This is a genomic window from Naasia aerilata (assembly GCF_030296595.1).
Lineage (GTDB): Bacteria > Actinomycetota > Actinomycetes > Actinomycetales > Microbacteriaceae > Naasia > Naasia aerilata.
Window position 1 is genome coordinate 1,807,419 of record NZ_AP027731.1, and the last position, 14,730, is coordinate 1,822,148.

14 protein-coding genes and 1 pseudogene are annotated in these 14,730 nt (G+C 71.0%); 4 read left to right on the forward strand and 11 right to left on the reverse strand.

What is annotated here, in order from left to right; all coding sequences use genetic code 11:
* The 11 genes from QUE51_RS09555 to QUE51_RS09605 all read right to left on the reverse strand — a co-directional run bounded on the left by QUE51_RS09555 (position 1) and on the right by QUE51_RS09605 (position 10,692).
* The gene (locus QUE51_RS09555) at positions 1-168 is read right to left on the reverse strand and encodes a hypothetical protein (protein ID WP_286276164.1); all 168 of its coding nucleotides are present in this window, start codon (positions 166-168) and stop codon (positions 1-3) included.
* Complete coding sequence (locus tag QUE51_RS09560) at positions 165-1,034, reverse strand: hypothetical protein (RefSeq protein ID WP_286276165.1); 870 nt, start codon at positions 1,032-1,034, stop codon at positions 165-167. Before QUE51_RS09560 ends, QUE51_RS09555 begins: the two co-directional genes overlap by 4 nt.
* Positions 1,031-1,804, reverse strand: coding sequence for an RICIN domain-containing protein (locus QUE51_RS09565; protein ID WP_286276166.1), 774 nt, complete (start codon positions 1,802-1,804; stop codon positions 1,031-1,033). Before QUE51_RS09565 ends, QUE51_RS09560 begins: the two co-directional genes overlap by 4 nt.
* Positions 1,801-2,433: a LamG-like jellyroll fold domain-containing protein gene (locus tag QUE51_RS09570; protein ID WP_286276167.1), complete on the reverse strand. Its 633-nt coding sequence runs from the start codon at positions 2,431-2,433 to the stop codon at positions 1,801-1,803. The genes QUE51_RS09565 and QUE51_RS09570 overlap by 4 nt, the downstream gene beginning before the upstream one ends.
* A complete protein-coding gene (locus QUE51_RS09575) occupies positions 2,430-4,007 on the reverse strand; it encodes a LamG-like jellyroll fold domain-containing protein (protein ID WP_286276168.1) in 1,578 nt (525 codons plus the stop codon). Before QUE51_RS09575 ends, QUE51_RS09570 begins: the two co-directional genes overlap by 4 nt.
* Positions 4,008-4,102: 95 nt before the next feature.
* The gene (locus QUE51_RS09580; RefSeq protein WP_286276169.1) at positions 4,103-4,618 is read right to left on the reverse strand and encodes an alternate-type signal peptide domain-containing protein; all 516 of its coding nucleotides are present in this window, start codon (positions 4,616-4,618) and stop codon (positions 4,103-4,105) included.
* A gap of 391 nt (positions 4,619-5,009) precedes the next feature.
* Entirely contained in the window at positions 5,010-5,699 is a 690-nt protein-coding gene (locus QUE51_RS09585; protein ID WP_286276170.1) for a hypothetical protein, read from the reverse strand.
* Positions 5,700-5,874: 175 nt separating this feature from the next.
* Complete coding sequence (locus tag QUE51_RS09590; protein ID WP_286276171.1) at positions 5,875-8,871, reverse strand: LamG-like jellyroll fold domain-containing protein; 2,997 nt, start codon at positions 8,869-8,871, stop codon at positions 5,875-5,877.
* An 85-nt stretch (positions 8,872-8,956) separates the two neighbouring features.
* Positions 8,957-9,472, reverse strand: coding sequence for an alternate-type signal peptide domain-containing protein (locus QUE51_RS09595; RefSeq protein ID WP_286276172.1), 516 nt, complete (start codon positions 9,470-9,472; stop codon positions 8,957-8,959).
* Positions 9,473-9,881: 409 nt separating this feature from the next.
* Positions 9,882-10,337 (reverse strand): SRPBCC family protein, encoded by a 456-nt coding sequence (locus QUE51_RS09600; protein WP_286276173.1) that lies wholly within the window; start codon positions 10,335-10,337, stop codon positions 9,882-9,884.
* Between the two features lie 157 nt (positions 10,338-10,494).
* A complete protein-coding gene (locus QUE51_RS09605) occupies positions 10,495-10,692 on the reverse strand; it encodes a hypothetical protein (protein ID WP_286276174.1) in 198 nt (65 codons plus the stop codon).
* Between the two features lie 631 nt (positions 10,693-11,323).
* Here QUE51_RS09605 and QUE51_RS09610 point away from each other — a divergent pair.
* From QUE51_RS09610 to QUE51_RS09625, 4 genes and pseudogenes are all read left to right on the forward strand, one after another.
* Positions 11,324-11,878 carry a hypothetical protein gene (locus QUE51_RS09610; protein ID WP_286276177.1) on the forward strand — a complete coding sequence of 185 codons (555 nt, stop codon included), beginning with the start codon at positions 11,324-11,326 and terminating at the stop codon, positions 11,876-11,878.
* A pseudogene (locus QUE51_RS09615) lies at positions 11,875-12,345 on the forward strand (family 4 glycosyl hydrolase); the annotation flags it as partial. The gene QUE51_RS09610 and the pseudogene QUE51_RS09615, both read left to right, overlap by 4 nt.
* Before the next feature lie 89 nt (positions 12,346-12,434).
* Complete coding sequence (locus tag QUE51_RS09620; RefSeq protein ID WP_286276178.1) at positions 12,435-13,151, forward strand: family 4 glycosyl hydrolase; 717 nt, start codon at positions 12,435-12,437, stop codon at positions 13,149-13,151.
* On the forward strand, positions 13,148-14,689 hold the full coding sequence (locus QUE51_RS09625; protein WP_286276179.1) for an FAD-dependent oxidoreductase: 1,542 nt from the start codon (positions 13,148-13,150) through the stop codon (positions 14,687-14,689). The genes QUE51_RS09620 and QUE51_RS09625 overlap by 4 nt, the downstream gene beginning before the upstream one ends.
* Positions 14,690-14,730 lie beyond the last annotated feature (41 nt).

A 14,730-nucleotide genomic window follows, 5' to 3' on the forward strand; every position in this document is an offset into this window, starting at 1 on the left:
TCAGGGGGTGGAGCCCGTCACGGCCGGGACGCCGACCACGACGATCCCGAGGAGCAGAACGACGGACAGGAGCCCCCAGCCGATTCCGCGGCTGAGGTAGTGCCAGAGCCCCTTGTCGGGCGCGGCGGAGAGCTCTGGAGGCGCCGAAGCGCCCTGCGTGACGGTCACTCTGCGTTTCGCTTCCTCTTGAGCACCAGGACGAACGCCGCGGCGGCCGCGGCGAGGATGCCGAGTCCGGCGAGCAGGCCCGGGAGCATGGCGGGCTGGCCGGCGAAGGGGAGGGTCGGCAGCGTGAAAGCCGGCGCATCCTCGCTGGCAGCCGGAGACGGCGCGGGCGCGCTCGCGGCACCGCTGGAGGGTGAAGCGAGGATCGCCACCTCGGCGTCGGCGGTGTCCTGACCCTCGTCGTCTGTCGCGGCGTCCGCCGTGCCCTCGCTGGTGCCGCCTGTGGTGGTGCTGCCGGTGGTGGTGGGGGTGCCGGTGGTGGTGTCGCAGTTGGGGGGCAGGGAGGTTCCGCCGGTGGTTTCGGAGAGGGAGACGGCCAGGCGGGCGTCGGCGGTGGCGCCTTGGCCGGCGTTGTCGCTGTCCGGGGACATGGCGAGCACGATGTGGACCTGGGTGGTGGCGCCGGCGGGCAGGATCTCGCCGGTGAGGACGGGGGTGCAGTCTCCGCCGGAGAGGGGAACGGCGTCGCCGGCCGGGGTGGTCGGGGTCGCGGCCTGCAGGGTGAGGGACTCGATGAACGCGCTGGCGGTTGCGGTGACGTCGGCGATGGCGATGCGCAGGTCTGCGGGTGCGGCGGAGGAGTTGCGGACCCAGAAGGTCGCGTCCGCGGTGCCGCCGGGGATGAGCACGACGCCGGTGGGGAACAGGCTCCCGGCCGGGGTGGGCGAGAAGGTGGACCCGTCGAGGCTGATCAGGGCGCCGGCGGGCTCCTCGGCCGCCGAGGCGGGCGAGGCCTGAGCGGCCAGGGCGAGGGCGATGCCCACCGCCGAGACCGTGGCCAGGGTCGCCAGCCGGACCGCCGCGATCACGGCGCCACCACCAGGTTCCACAGCTGGGCGCTCGTGGTGTTGCAGGTGTACTGCTGCACCTGGGTGCCGTCGTTCGTGATGTTGTTGGGCACGTCCAGGCACTTGCCGCTGTTGAGGGCGGTGAGCGTGAAGGACGCGCCGCTCGGGGTCGGCTTCCACTGCTGGTTGCTTCCGCCGTGCAGCGTTGACATGTAGACGACGGCAGAGTCGGCCGTGCTGGCCCCGCTGACATCCCACGCTAGCGACGGCGCGCTGCTGACCGAGACGGTGAAGTAGCCGTTGCTCGTCGGCGTGAACTTGAACTTCTGGGTGGTGCCCGAGGGCGAGGTGCACCCGAAGATCTGCAGACCCGACTGGTCGGCGCTGCCGCCGACGGTCAGGCACTTGCCGCTGCCGACGCCCTGGACCTGGTACCAGGCCGCCGTGTTCACGGGATAGGTCGTGACCGAGGTCGACGCGGACGAGCCGGAGATGTTGCCCGACGCATCCCGCGCCTTGATCGTGTAGGAGTAGGCGGTGTTGAGCGCGCGACCGGTGTCGGTGTAGCTGTTCGTCGCCGTCGTGGTCACGAAGGCGCCGTTCCGATACACGTCGTAGCCGCTCACGGCGACGTTGTCGGTCGAGGCGGTCCAGTTGAGGCCCACCGTGGTGCCGGTGTTCGACGTGATCGCCGGAGTGCCGGGAGCCGTGGGCGCGGTGGTGTCGGTGGCGGTGATGCCGCGGGTCGCCGCGTCGGTGCGCCCGGCGTTGTCGGTGACGGTGAGCGTCACGGTGTAGCTGCCGGGGAGGCGTAGGTGTGCGACACGGTCGCGCCCGTCCCCGCCGCGGTCCCGTCGCCGAAGTTCCACGACCAGCCGGCGATGGAGCCGTCATAGTCGACGGATCCGGTGCCGTCGAAGGTCCCGGCGAGGCCGGACATCGTCGAGGTGAAGGTCGCAGCCGGCACGCCCGTCGCGGACGCATAGTGGCGCTTGATCTGGGTCGAGCTCAGTGCGGCGCCGTAGATGGCGACCTCGTCGATCTTGGCCGTCACGTACTGGGCGCCGCCCCAGGTGCTGTCGCCTCCCACTCGCCAGTAGCCGGTGTTGCCCTGCCCGGTCGTCACACCGGCGTTGGCGCCGACGCGGACGCTGTCGGCGTACAGGAGCATCCCTCCGCTGCTGAGCGTGGCCACCACGTGGTGCCACTGGCCGTCGTTGTACGCGGATGTGGAGGTGATGGTGTTGCTGGCGCCCGTGTACACGCCGAAGTTGAGCTTGCCTGCGTTGTCGAGCCAGATGTGCCGGTCGTAGGTCGACGAGGCGCCGGTCGCGGCGTTGCCGAAGCCGATCAGCTTGCCGCCCGCCGTGGAGGTGGTGTTGAACCAGAGCTCGAGCGAGAACGTGTCCGGAGCCGTCACCGCAGTCTGCGTCGCGACGAGGCCGTTGGTGCCGCCGAAGGAGGCCGCCGTGTTGCGCGTGCCGGGGATCGCGCCGGTGACCGGCTTGGTGACGTTCCCGGAGTAGAGGCCCGTGTTGGTGCCGGTCGCGCTCGAGTCGACGGCGGTGGTGGAGCCGCTGCTGTCGCCGAGGCGCCAGTAGATCGAGGGCGAATCGCCGTACACGGTCGAGCCGTACGGATCGCCGACGGCAGCCGGATAGGCACCGCGTCCGGAGAGGTTGTAGTGGGTGCCGACGGCCCGCGCGCTGAGGGGGCGGAGTAGACCGCGACCTCGTCGATCGTGCCGTCGAAGTACTGGTCGCCGGCCCACGAGCTGTCGCCGCCGATGCGCCAGTAGCCCGAGTAGGCCTGGGCGGACGTGACCGAGGTGGAGCCGATCAGCGTGCCGTCGACGTAGAGCTGCTGCCCGGAGGCGCTGAGGTTGCCGACGACGTGGTGCCACTGGCCGTTGTTGTAGACGCCGGACGTGGTGACCGTGCTGGAATAGCCCGGCCAAACGCCCCAGACGACGTGCCCGGCAGCGTCGAGGTAGAGGTGGCGGTCGTAGCTGCTCGACAGCCCCGTGCTGCTGCTGCCGAAGCCGACGATCTTGCCGCCGGTGGTGCTGGTCGTCTTGAACCAGGCCTCGACCGCGAACGACTGCGGGCCGGAGATGAGGTTGCGAGTGCCCGCCGTGCCGTTCGCGTCGCCGGAGAAGGTGGTGGCGGTGTTGCTGTCCGCGGTCAGAGCGCCGGCGAGGCCACGGGTGAGCCCGGTGCCGGCGTAGGCGTCGTCGCTGCCGACGAGGTCGTAGAGCACGCTGCCGCTGGGCTCGCCCAGGCGCCAGTAGTTGGTGGCGCCGTCGGCGCGCACCGCGTCGGTGTACTCGTTGCCCGTCACGGCCGGGTCGGCGGTGGTGGTCTCGGTGGCGCTTGCGCTTGCGGTGCTCGTCCAGCCGGTGTTCGGCACGCTGAGGGTCACGGTGATCTGCGGGAACAGTGAGGCCACTGACGACAGATTCGAGGCCGCCGTGCGCGAGCGCACGCAGTTGTAGCCGATGGTGCCGGCAGGAAGGGATCCGGTGAACACCGGGACCGCATTCCACGCGTACGTCGCGCTATAGGTGGGGACCGCGGACTCCGTGCAGTTCGCCGGGTCGGCCGTGGTCCACAGGGTGACCCAGGTCGTTCCGGCGAGAGACGAGGAGCTGCCGGCACCCAGGGTGAGCTGGGCGGAGTAGTTCGCGTTGGTGACCCCGGTGTTGCCGATCTGGACGTAGGAGGTCTTCGTGAGCGAGCTGCTGGTGAAGGAGGTGCTGAGGCCGGTCCATCCGGTGAGGAGGGCGGTGATGGATCCCGACTTGATCGACGGAGCCGTGATGGAGACGGACCCGGTCCAGAGCGCGGAGGTGCCGCCCGTGGCGGTGAGGGAGAGGAGGACGCCGCCGGCGACGAGCGCGGTGGCGGTGCTCGAGCGCCGCAGCGTGCGGACCGCACCCTTCCGGCCGCGGACGCGCGCGACAAGGGCGCGCATCGCGTCGGTGGCGGAGCTCATTCGGACCATTCCTCCCCAGTGGTGGTCTGTGATACAAGCGTGCCCCGCCGAGAGGGCGGGGCACGCTCCCCGTTGGCGGGGGTGTCTGGCCCCAGTTACGGGGTCTGGGTGAGGGTGAAGGTGAGGGCGCTGAGGTCGAGCTGAGCGGACTGGCCCTGGGTGCCGGTGACGGTGGAGGGGAAGACGACGGTGAGCTTGACGTTCACGGTCGAGGTGCCGGGGGTGAAGGACAGCGTGCTGCCGGTCACGGTGGCGGTGGCGGAGGTGACCTCGAGGGTCTTGGTGACGTAGGTGTCGAGGGCGCCGCTGCCGGTCATGCCGGAGTAGGTGAGGTCGGCCTTGAGGCCGTTGCCCACCGCGTTGACGGTGAGGGTCTGGGTGTAGACCAGCGTGGTGCCGGGGATGATCTTGTCGGTCGCGGCGGTCCAGGCGCTGCCGTCGAGCTTCTTCCACACCCCGTTGTTGTTGCTGGTGAGGGCGAGGGTGCCGGCGGAGATGCTGGGCGCGGAGAGGGTGGCGCTGGAGTTCCAGAGTGCGAACGTCCCGGCGCCGCCGAGGAGAAGGGCGATGCCGGCGGCTCCGGCGATTGCGCCCTTGACGAGCTTGTTCATGATGGCTTCCTTCGTTACGGGTGGCTGCGGCTTTCGCCGGGTCTTGGTAAGTGGACTGCCATCAGGACCAGGCTGGTCCGTCTGGGCTTTTGTCCCCCGACTAAGAGAATGCCGTGTCCGCACTAGGGGGGACAAGAGGGGGACAGAGCCCAGTCTGGGTGCCACCCAACAAGGGGACGGAATGCGAAAATAGCCTGATCAGAGCCATAACACGTACAATCTAGGCACTTGTCCGCATAACAGCGGACTCCTCGGCGCCGAGATTTCCATAGGGCGCGCCGCTCAGTACCCCGACAACAGACAGGTCGGTCCGAGCCGACGAGGGAGCAATCTCCGACGCCCGGAGAACGAGCTTGCGCTCGGCGGGAGCCTGCAGGGCTGTCCCGCCGGACTACTCGGTCCGGCGCCGACGCAGGACGAGGATGAACGCCGCCACGGCTGCGGCGAGGATGCCGAGTCCGGCGAGCAGGCCTGGGAGCATGGCGGGCTGGCCGGCGAAGGGGAGGGTCGGCAGCGTGAGCGCCGGGGCGCTTTCGGTGGCCGTCCCCGCGGACCCGGAGTCGACCGCGGCACCGGACGGGGCGGCCAGGATGGCGACCTCGCTGCCCGAGCTCTCCGCCGTGCGCGAAGCCGCCGTGTCGGTGCCTGCGCCCGTGCCCCCGCTGGTGCCGTCTGCGGTGGTGCCGCCGGTGGTGGTGGGGGTGCCGGTGGTGGTGTCGCAGTTGGGGGGCAGGGAGGTTCCGCCGGTGGTTTCGGAGAGGGAGACGGCCAGGCGGGCGTCGGCGGTGGCGCCCTGGCCGGCGTTGTCGCTGTCCGGGGACATGGCGAGCACGATGTGGACCTGGGTGGTGGCGCCGGCGGGCAGGATCTCGCCGGTGAGGACGGGTGTGCAGTCTCCGCCGGAGAGGGGCACGGCTGCGCCGGCCGGGGTGGTCGGGGTCGCGGCCTGCAGGGTGAGGGACTCGATGAACGCGCTGGCGGTTGCGGTGGCGTCGGCGATGGCGATGCGCAGGTCGGCGGGGGCGGCGGAGGAGTTGCGGACCCAGAAGGTCGCGTCCGCGGTCCCGCCGGGGATGAGCACGACGCCGGTGGGGAACAGGCTCCCGGCCGGAGTGGGCGAGAAGGTGGACCCGTCGAGGCTGATCAGGGCGCCGGCGGGCTGCTCGGCCGCCGAGGCGGGGAGGCCTGCGCGGCCAGGGCGAGGGCGATGCCCACCGCCGAGACCGTGGCCAGGGTCGCCAGCCGGACCGCCGCGATCACGGCGCCACCACCAGGGTGAACATCTGTGCCGTGTTGTTCGCGCTGCAGGTGTACTGCTGCATCTTGGTCCCGTCGGTGGTGAGGTTGTTCGGCACGTCGAGGCACTTGCCGCTGTTCAGCGCGGTGAACGTGTACGACCCGTCGCTCTGCCGGGTGGGCAGCCACTGCTGGTTGCTCCCGCCGTGCTGGCTGTAGGCGTACACCTCGAGGCCGTCGGTGGAGCCCGCGGTGTTGACGTCCCAGGCGAGGGTCGTCGCGTTGGCCGGGATCACCGTGAAGTAGCCGCCGGTGCTCGCCGGGGCGAACCGGTACGTCTGGGTGGTTCCGGCCGGCGAGGCGCACGGGTAGAGCTGGAGGGAGGACGGGCTCGCCGTTCCCGAGGTCGTGAGGCACTTCAGGCTGTTCACGCCCTTCACCTGGTACCACGCGGCCGTGTTGACGGCGTAGGTCGTGACCGACGTGGTCGCCGAGGCCGCCGAGATGTTGCCCGACGCATCCCGTGCCTTGACGGCGTAGGTGTACGCCGTACCCAGGGTCCGTCCCGTGTCCGTGTAGCTGTTCGTGGCCGTCGTCGTGACGAACGCTCCGTTGCGGTAGACGTCGTAGCCGCTCACCGCGACGTCATCCGTGGATGCCGGCCAGGTCAGGCTGACCGTCGTGCCGGTGTTCGATGCGACGACAGGCGTGCCCGGGACAGTCGGGGCGGTGGTGTCGGCCACCGAGAAGCTGCGCTTGGCGGTGTCGGTGCGCCCGGCGTTGTCGGTGACCGTGAGGGTCGCGGTGTAGGTGCCGGGGGATGCATAGGTGTGCGCGACCGTGGCGCCGGTCCCTGCGGCGGTTCCGTCGCCGAAGTTCCACGACCAGCCGGCGATGGCGCCGTCGTAGTCGCTGGAGGCGGATCCGTCGAGCGAGGCCGTGAGGCTGCTCGTCGTCCCGGTGAAGGCGGCGGCGGGGGTGCCGGTGGCCACGGAGTAGTGCCGCTTGATCTGAGCGGAGCTGAGCGCGGCGCCGTAGATGGCGACCTCGTCGATCTTCGCCGTCACGTACTGGCTCGTCGGCGCGTTCGTCCAGGAGTTGAGGTTGTCGCCGCCCACTCGCCAGTAGCCGTCGTAGTTCTGGGGCGTGGTGGCGGAGTTCGAGCCGATGTACTGCCCGTCGACGTAGAGCTGCATCCCCGCGGCCGACTGCGTGGCGACGACGTGGTGCCACAGGCCGTCGTTGTACGCGCTGGGCGTGGCGACGGTCTGGATGCTGCCCGGGTAGGTGCCGAACACCACCTTGCCGTCGTTCTGCAGGTACACGTGGCGGTCGTAGTTGCTCGAGGTGCCCGACTGGGAGTTGCCGAAGCCCACGAGCTTGCCGCCGGTCGTCGACGTGGTGCTGAACCACGCCTCGATCGAATAGTTCTGCGGGTTGCTGAAGAGCTGGGTGCTGGCGACGAGCCCGTTGCCGCCCCCGAAGGACGCTGCGGTGTTCCGGGTGCCCGGCACCGCGCCTGCGGCTCCGGTCGTCACCGCGCCCGAGTAGGCGCCAGGGTGCGCGTTCCCGCTCGAGTCCGCCGCCGTGCTGGCGGTGCTGTCGCCGAGGCGCCAGTAGAGCGTCGGGGCGTCCGCATAGACGGTCGACCCGTAGGGGTCGCCGACCGAAGCCGGGTAAGCGCCTCGTCCGGAGAGGTTGTAGTGGTTGGCGACTGCACGGGAGCTCAGCGGTCCGGAGTAGACCGCGACCTCGTCGATCGTGCCGTCGAAGTACGCGTCGCCGGCCCAGGGCGAGTCGCCGCCGATGCGCCAGTAGCCCGTGTAGGCCTGCGCCGAGGTGACGCTCGTCGTGCCGATGAGAGCGCCGTCGACGTAGAGCTGCTGCCCGGACGCGCTGAGGTTGCCGACGACGTGGTGCCACTGGCCGTCGTTGTAGACGCCCGATGTGGTCACTGTGCTGCTGTAGCCCGGCCACACGCCCCAGACGACGTGCCCGGCCGCGTCGAGGTAGACGTGGCGGTCGTAGCTGCCGGAGAGTCCCGTGCTGCTGCTGCCGAAGCCGACGATCTTGCCGCCGGTGGTGCTGGTCGTCTTGAACCAGGCCTCGACCGCGAAGGACTGCGGCCCGGCAATGAGATTCCGGGTGCCCGCGGTGCCGTTGGCGTCGCCGGAGAAGGTCGTCGCCGTGTTGGTGTCGCCGGAGAGTGCGCCGGCGATGCCGCGCGTCGTCCCCGATCCGGCGTAGGCGTCGTCGCCGCCGACGAGGTCGTAGAAGATGCTGCCGCTCGCCTCCCCGAGGCGCCAGTAGTCGGTGGCGCCGTCGGCGCGGACGGCGTCGGTGTACTCGCTGCCGACGACCGCAGGATCCGGCACGACGGTCTCGGTCGCACTCGCGGTGGCGGTGCTCGACCAGCCCGTGTTCGGCAGCGTCAGGGTGACCGTGATCTGCGGCGTGATGCTCGCCGTGGTCGTGAGGTTCGAGGCGGCCGTGCGCGAGCGCAGGCAGTAGAAGCCGCTGGTGCCGGCCGGCAGGGAGCCGGTGAACACGGGAACGGCGTTCCAGGCGTAGGTCGCGGCGTAGGACGGGACGGCGGTCTCTGTGCAGCTCGCCGCGTCGTAGGAGGGCCAGAGCGTGACGGTCGTGGTACCCGCGAGCGTGGAGGCGGAGCCGGCGCCGAGGCCGAGCTGCGCGGAGTACTGCGCGTTCGTCACGCCGCTGTTGCCGACCTGGATGTAGGAGGTCTTGGTGAGCGAGCCGCTCGTGAACGTGGTGCTCAGGCCCGTGAATCCGGAGAGCAGGGCCGTGATCGACCCGGACCTGATCGAGGGTGCGGTGATCGAGACGGACCCGGTCCAGAGGGCGGTGGTGCCTCCGGCCGAGGCGAGGGAGAGGACGATGCCGCCGGCGACGAGCGCGGTGGCCGCGGTGCCGGTGCGCCGCATGCTGCGGGTGGCACCCTTCCGGCTGCGGAACCGGGCCGTCATGGCGCGCATTCCATCGAGAGCGAAGCTCATTCGGACCAGTCCTCCCCAGTGGTGGTCGTCAGGTGAAGCGGAGACATGGGCGTGCCCCGCCCGGCGGGCGGGGCACGCCTCCCAGTTACGGGGTCTGGGTGAGGGTGAAGGTGAGGGCGCTGAGGTCGAGCTGAGCGGACTGGCCCTGGGTGCCGGTGACGGTGGAGGGGAAGACGACGGTGAGCTTGACGTTCACGGTCGAGGTGCCGGGGGTGAAGGACAGCGTGCTGCCGGTCACGGTGGCGGTGGCGGAGGTGACCTCGAGGGTCTTGGTGATGTAGGTGTCGAGGGCGCCGCTGCCGGTCATGCCGGAGTAGGTGAGGTCGGCCTTGAGGCCGTTGCCCACCGCGTTGACGGTGAGGGTCTGGGTGTAGACCAGCGTGGTGCCGGGGATGATCTTGTCGGTCGCGGCGGTCCAGGCGCTGCCGTCGAGCTTCTTCCACACCCCGTTGTTGTTGCTGGTGAGGGCGAGGGTGCCGGCGGAGATGCTGGGCGCGGAGAGGGTGGCGCTGGAGTTCCAGAGTGCGAACGTCCCGGCGCCGCCGAGGAGAAGGGCGATGCCGGCGGCTCCGGCGATTGCGCCCTTGACGAGCTTGTTCATGATGGCTTCCTTCGTTACGGGTGGCTGCGGCTTTCGCCGGGTCTTGGTAAGTGGACTGCCATCAGGACCAGGCTGGTCCGTCTGGGCTTTTGTCCCCCGACTAAGAGAATGCCGTGTCCGCACTAGGGGGGACAAGAGGGGGACAGAGCCCAGTCTGGGTGCCACCCGTGCGAGGTACGCTGTGAAGAAAAGCGGTGATCAGACGCCTGTCTCATTATGGGTGACAGCACTGTCCCCATATCGGCCGACTTTGCGGGGGACTTAGGTCCTAGTCGCCGCTGTGCTCGTACCCCTGCCCTAGACCGTTCTGTCCTCCATGTTGAGGACGCCGTCGCACGCCAGCACAGGGTGGCCGCGAAACGAGAGAACGCCCGGCCCCGCTGCGGGACCGGGCGTTCGGAGGAGATCGTCAGTTGGAGACGTCGCCTCGCCAGGCGCCCTCTTCGACGCCCCGGCTCTCGATGAACTCCTTGAAGTTCTTGAGGTCCTTCTTGACGGCTCGCTCGTCGAAGCCGAGAGCGTCGCCCACCTTCTCGACGAGGCCTTCCGGCTTCCAGTCGATCTGAACCGTCACGCGCGAGGTCGTATCGCTCAGCTTGTGGAACGTGACGACGCCGGCGTGCGCGTCCTTGCCGGTGATGCTGTTCCAGGCCACCCGCTCATCCGGGTGCTGTTCGGTGATCTCGGCGTCGAATTCGCGCTCCACGCCGCCGATCTTCACCTTCCAGTGGTTGTGCGTGTCGTCGATCTGCGTGATCTGCTCCACGAAGCTGAGGAACTTGGGGAACGACTCGAACTGCGTCCACTGGTTGTACGCGGTGCTGACGGGGACATCCACGTCGACTGTTTCGATGACCTGAGCCATGAGGCTCCTTTCCGAAGGGTAGCGGGCAGGGAAGGGGTGGTCTTCACGCTACGCGCGGCGTCCGGACGGTCGGGAATCTCCCCGGCTTCTCCCAGACAGGGTTGACACCCGCCCCTCCGGATCGGTAGGCGATCGGCGGGCATCGGCGGGGAGCGCACTACTCCGGGTCGGGGCGCTCGGCGGGAGCTCCGGCGTCCCAGTCATCCGCGAGGAGGTCGTCCCCCGAGTCGAGAGGAGCCTCCGGATCGTCGACAGGCTCCGCCACCGGGCGCTCCTCATCGGGCTCCGGGGGCAGCGACGAGCGGTAGGCATCCACCTTGTCCTCGACGGGAACCGGGTCGAACGGGTCGCTCATGCTGCTCCTCCTCGCTCGGCCTCCACGGTAGGCCCCGCCGTCCGGGCCCGCCAGAGGCGCTCGTCTCCGCCGCTCCCGCCCTGTTCCTGCAAGCGCACCTCCGCCTGCCCAGTGGTGCTGGCCGAATCACCGAGAAGCCGGCTGCCGCGCGCCGACCGCAAGGGATCGGCCGCTCGCCGGGGCCGATTCTCTTCGATGTGGTCGGGTGGACGGCGAAGCGGTGGGAGCATCGAAGCGTGCTCCTCGCCATCGACGGCGGAAATTCCAAGACCGACGCCGTCCTCCTCGATCCCTGTGGCGTGTTCGTCGCCCGGCTGCGAGCCCCGGGCAGCGGCGCCGGTCCCGCGCACGTGGCCTCCGTGCTCGCCGCGATGCTCGCAGAGGCGAGAGTCCCGCCCGTCACGATCACGCGGTGTTCCGCCGCGCTGGCCGGCCTGGACTTCGACGAGGACGCCGAGGCGTACCGGTCGGCGCTCTCCGAGCTGCTGCCCGCCGCCGAGCTCCAGGTCGTGGGCGACGCACGAGCGGTCCTCGACGCCGCGGGCGGGTCGGGCATCGCGGTGATCTACGGCGCGGGGTTCAATGCCGTGGCGGCCGGCCCGCGCGGCGTGGGCACCCATCCTGCGCTCGGGTGGTCGACGGGGAGTGGGGCGGCGGCCACGACCTGGGCCGCGAGGCGGTGCGGATCGCCTACCGCTCGGCCGACGGGCGCGGTCTGCGGTCGGTGCTCGAGACCCGCGTGCTCGTGGCGACCGGCGCGCCGGACCACCGGGAGCTGGCGCGAGCGATCCGCGACGAGCGCGTCGGCGCGGCGGAGGTGGGGGCGCTCGCGCAGACCCTGCTCGATGCGGCAGCGGACGGGGACACCCCGTCGAGCGAGGTCGCCGAACGGGCGTGCGCCGAGGTCGTCGAGCTCGCTCTTCTCGTGGCCGCGCAGGCCTACGGGAATGAGCGCCCAGCAGTCATCCCCGCGGTCCTCGCGGGAGGCGTGTTCCGCAGCGCGTACTTCACCGAGCGCGTCACGGCGGCGCTCGCTCCGCACGGCATCCTCGCGCGCCGGTTCGAGGGCGACCCGGTGCTCGGCGTCGCGCGGGAGGTCTGCCGGTCGGCGGGCGTCCGCCCGAGCGGTGTGCCGGGGCTCGATGATCCTCAGAAGAACGACATGGAGAGGACGGAGCCGGAATGAAGATCGCCGTCATCGGGGGAGGCTCGACCTACACCCCCGAGCTCGTATCGGGCCTCTGGCGCCAGCGGGACCGGCTCCCGGTCGACGAGCTCTGGCTGATGGACCCCGACCTTCCGCGGCTCGAGGTGGTGGGCGGGATGGCGCGCAGGATGCTGGCGAAGCAGGGCTCGGACGTCGGGGTCACCCTCACCGGCGACCGGTCCGCAGCGATCGACGGGGCCGACGCCGTGCTGATCCAGCTGCGCGTGGGCGGGCAGGCGGCGCGCCTCCGCGACGAGACGTTCCCCCTGCAGTGCGACTGCGTGGGCCAGGAGACCACCGGTGCCGGCGGGCTCGCCAAGGCCCTGCGGACCGTGCCGGTCGTCCTCGACATCGCGGACGAGACCGCTCGGCGCGCGGCGCCGCGAGCGCACCTCATCGACTTCACCAACCCGGTCGGCATCAACACGCGGGCCCTGCTCGGCGCGGGCCACGCGGCGCTCGGCCTCTGCAACTCGGCCATCGGCGTCCAGCGCTGGATCGCCGAGGAGCGGGGATCGACCCCTGGCGGGTCGAGGTGGATCCGATCGGCCTCAATCACCTCAGCTGGTTCCGGGCCATCCGGGTCGACGGGGAGGACATCCTCCCGGGCCTCATCGAGCGCGACTGGGAGCGGCTCGGCCGCCGCGGCGGCGTGGCGGGCGAGCTCATCCGCGAGCTCGGCGTGCTGCCCTCCTACTACCTGCACTACTACTACGAGCACGACGCCGCGGTCCGGCAGATGAAGCAGGAGACGCCGCGTGCGCAGGTGGTGGCCGACACGGAGAAGGAGCTTCTCGAGATCTACGCCGACGAGCGGGTCGACGAGAAGCCGCCGCAGCTCGACCGGCGGGGAGGGGCCTGGTACAGCGAGGCGGCGACTGCGCTGCTCGCCTCCCTCGTCGCCGGGACCGGGGACAACCACGTGGTCAACGTCCGGAACGCGGGAACGATCGCGGGCCTCGCGGACGACGACGTCATCGAGACGCTCTGCCGGATCGACGGCGACGGAGCGACGCCGCTGCCGCAGGCACCCGTCGCCCCGGAGCTGCTCGGCCTGATCCAGCACGTGTCGGCCTACGAGCGGCTTGCGGTGGAAGCCGCGGTCACCGGGGACCGCGTCGCGCTGCGCAAGGCTCTCCTCGCGCACCCGCTCGTCGGCCAGTGGTCCCTCGTGACCCGGCTCGAGCAGCTGCTGCTCGAGACCGGCGCCGAGCACCTGCCCCGGTTCGCGGTGCAGAAGGTTGCGGAATGACCGCGGCGGAGAGCGACGTCCTCGTCTACGGCGCGACGTCGGCCGGCGTGTGCGCCGCCGTCGCCGCGGCCGAGGCCGGCAGCACTGTGCGCCTGCTCGAGCCCGGCCGTCACGTGGGCGGGATGACGTCGGGCGGCCTCGGCTACACCGACGTCGGCGACCCGCGCGTGCTCGGCGGGATGGCGACGCGCTTCCGGAACGCCGTCGCGGAGCACTATGGCGTCGCGCCCGGGCGCTACGCGGGTCCCGAGCCGCACGTCGCCGAGCGGATCTTCCTCGAGTGGCTCGAGGGGGCCGGGGTCGAGGTCGTCTTCGGTGCCCGCATCGCATCCGTGGAGACGGTCTCGGGACACGTGCGCGCCGTCACGACGGCCGACGGGAGCCGTCATCCCGCGGCCGTGTTCGTCGACGCGAGCTACGAGGGCGACCTGCTCGCGCTCGCGGGAGTTCCGGCGTCGGTGGGACGCGAGGACCGGACCCTGTACGGCGAGCGGTTCGCCGGGCGGCAGGAGCTCGCGCCGGGCATGCACGTGTTCCCGCCGTGGGTGTCGCCCTTCGCGGGCGACGAGGAGGGCCTCAACGAGGGACCGCTGCTGCCGCAGATCAAACCCGAGCCGCTGGCCCCGGTCGGGGCGGGCGACGGCGGCGTGATGTCGTACGGCTACCGCATGTGCCTGACCACGGCGGCCGACCGCATCCCGTTCTCGCGCCGCGACGGCTACGACGAGGCGCACTGGGAGCTGGGGCGCCGGCTGTTCCGGCACTGGGAGCAGACGGGAGCCGTGCCACCCGCCGGGCGGATGCTGGGACTCGAGGAGAACCTGCCGCACGGCAAGGCGGACGGGAACTCCCTGGGCCCCTTCTCCCTCAGCGTCCTGGACGGCGCCGCCTGGGAGTACCCGCTGGCCGCGCCCGCCCGTCGGGAGGAGCTGCGGCTGCACCACCTGCACCACGCCCAGGACTTCCTCTGGTTCCTCTCCTCCGATCCGGACGTGCCGGCACACATCCGGAGCGAGCTCTCGCGCTGGGGCCTGCCGGCCGACGAGTTCGCCGACACCGGCCACTTCCCGCACCAGCTGTACGTGCGCGAGGCGCGGCGCATGCACGGGGAGCACACGCTGACCGAGCACGACCTCGTGTCGGGGTCGGTCCCGGACGACAGCGTCGCGCTGGGGTCGTACCACCTCGACATCCGGGAGGTGCAGCGGGCGTGGCGGTGGGTGTACGAGCACCCGCGGCCGATCGGGATGGTCGTGACCGAGGGCTACCTCTCGGTTCCGGTGCCGCGCTACGGCATCCCGTACCGCTCGCTCACGCCCCGGCGCGAGGATGCCGACAACCTCCTGGTGCCCGTCTGCATCTCGGCCTCGCACGTCGCGTTCTCGTCGGTCCGCATGGAGGTGCAGTACCAGATGCTCGGTCACGCGGCCGGGGTGGCCGCGGCGATGGCGGCGGACTCCGGCACTGCCGTGCAAGCGGTGGACGTCCGGCTCCTGCGCGATCGCCTCGCCGAGGCGGGCCAGGTGCTCACGGTGTGATCGCCCTTCGCCGGCGTGGAGCCCGCCGGCCGGTCCGGCCG

Coding starts and splice junctions, on each gene's coding strand:
- QUE51_RS09600 (WP_286276173.1), bottom strand. CDS start 10,337: ATGGCTCAGGTCATCGAAACAGTCGACGTGGATGTCCCCGTCAGCACC.
- QUE51_RS09580 (WP_286276169.1), bottom strand. CDS start 4,618: ATGAACAAGCTCGTCAAGGGCGCAATCGCCGGAGCCGCCGGCATCGCC.
- QUE51_RS09625 (WP_286276179.1), top strand. CDS start 13,148: ATGACCGCGGCGGAGAGCGACGTCCTCGTCTACGGCGCGACGTCGGCC.
- QUE51_RS09575 (WP_286276168.1), bottom strand. CDS start 4,007: ATGAGCTCCGCCACCGACGCGATGCGCGCCCTTGTCGCGCGCGTCCGC.
- QUE51_RS09605 (WP_286276174.1), bottom strand. CDS start 10,692: ATGAGCGACCCGTTCGACCCGGTTCCCGTCGAGGACAAGGTGGATGCC.
- QUE51_RS09590 (WP_286276171.1), bottom strand. CDS start 8,871: ATGAGCTTCGCTCTCGATGGAATGCGCGCCATGACGGCCCGGTTCCGC.
- QUE51_RS09595 (WP_286276172.1), bottom strand. CDS start 9,472: ATGAACAAGCTCGTCAAGGGCGCAATCGCCGGAGCCGCCGGCATCGCC.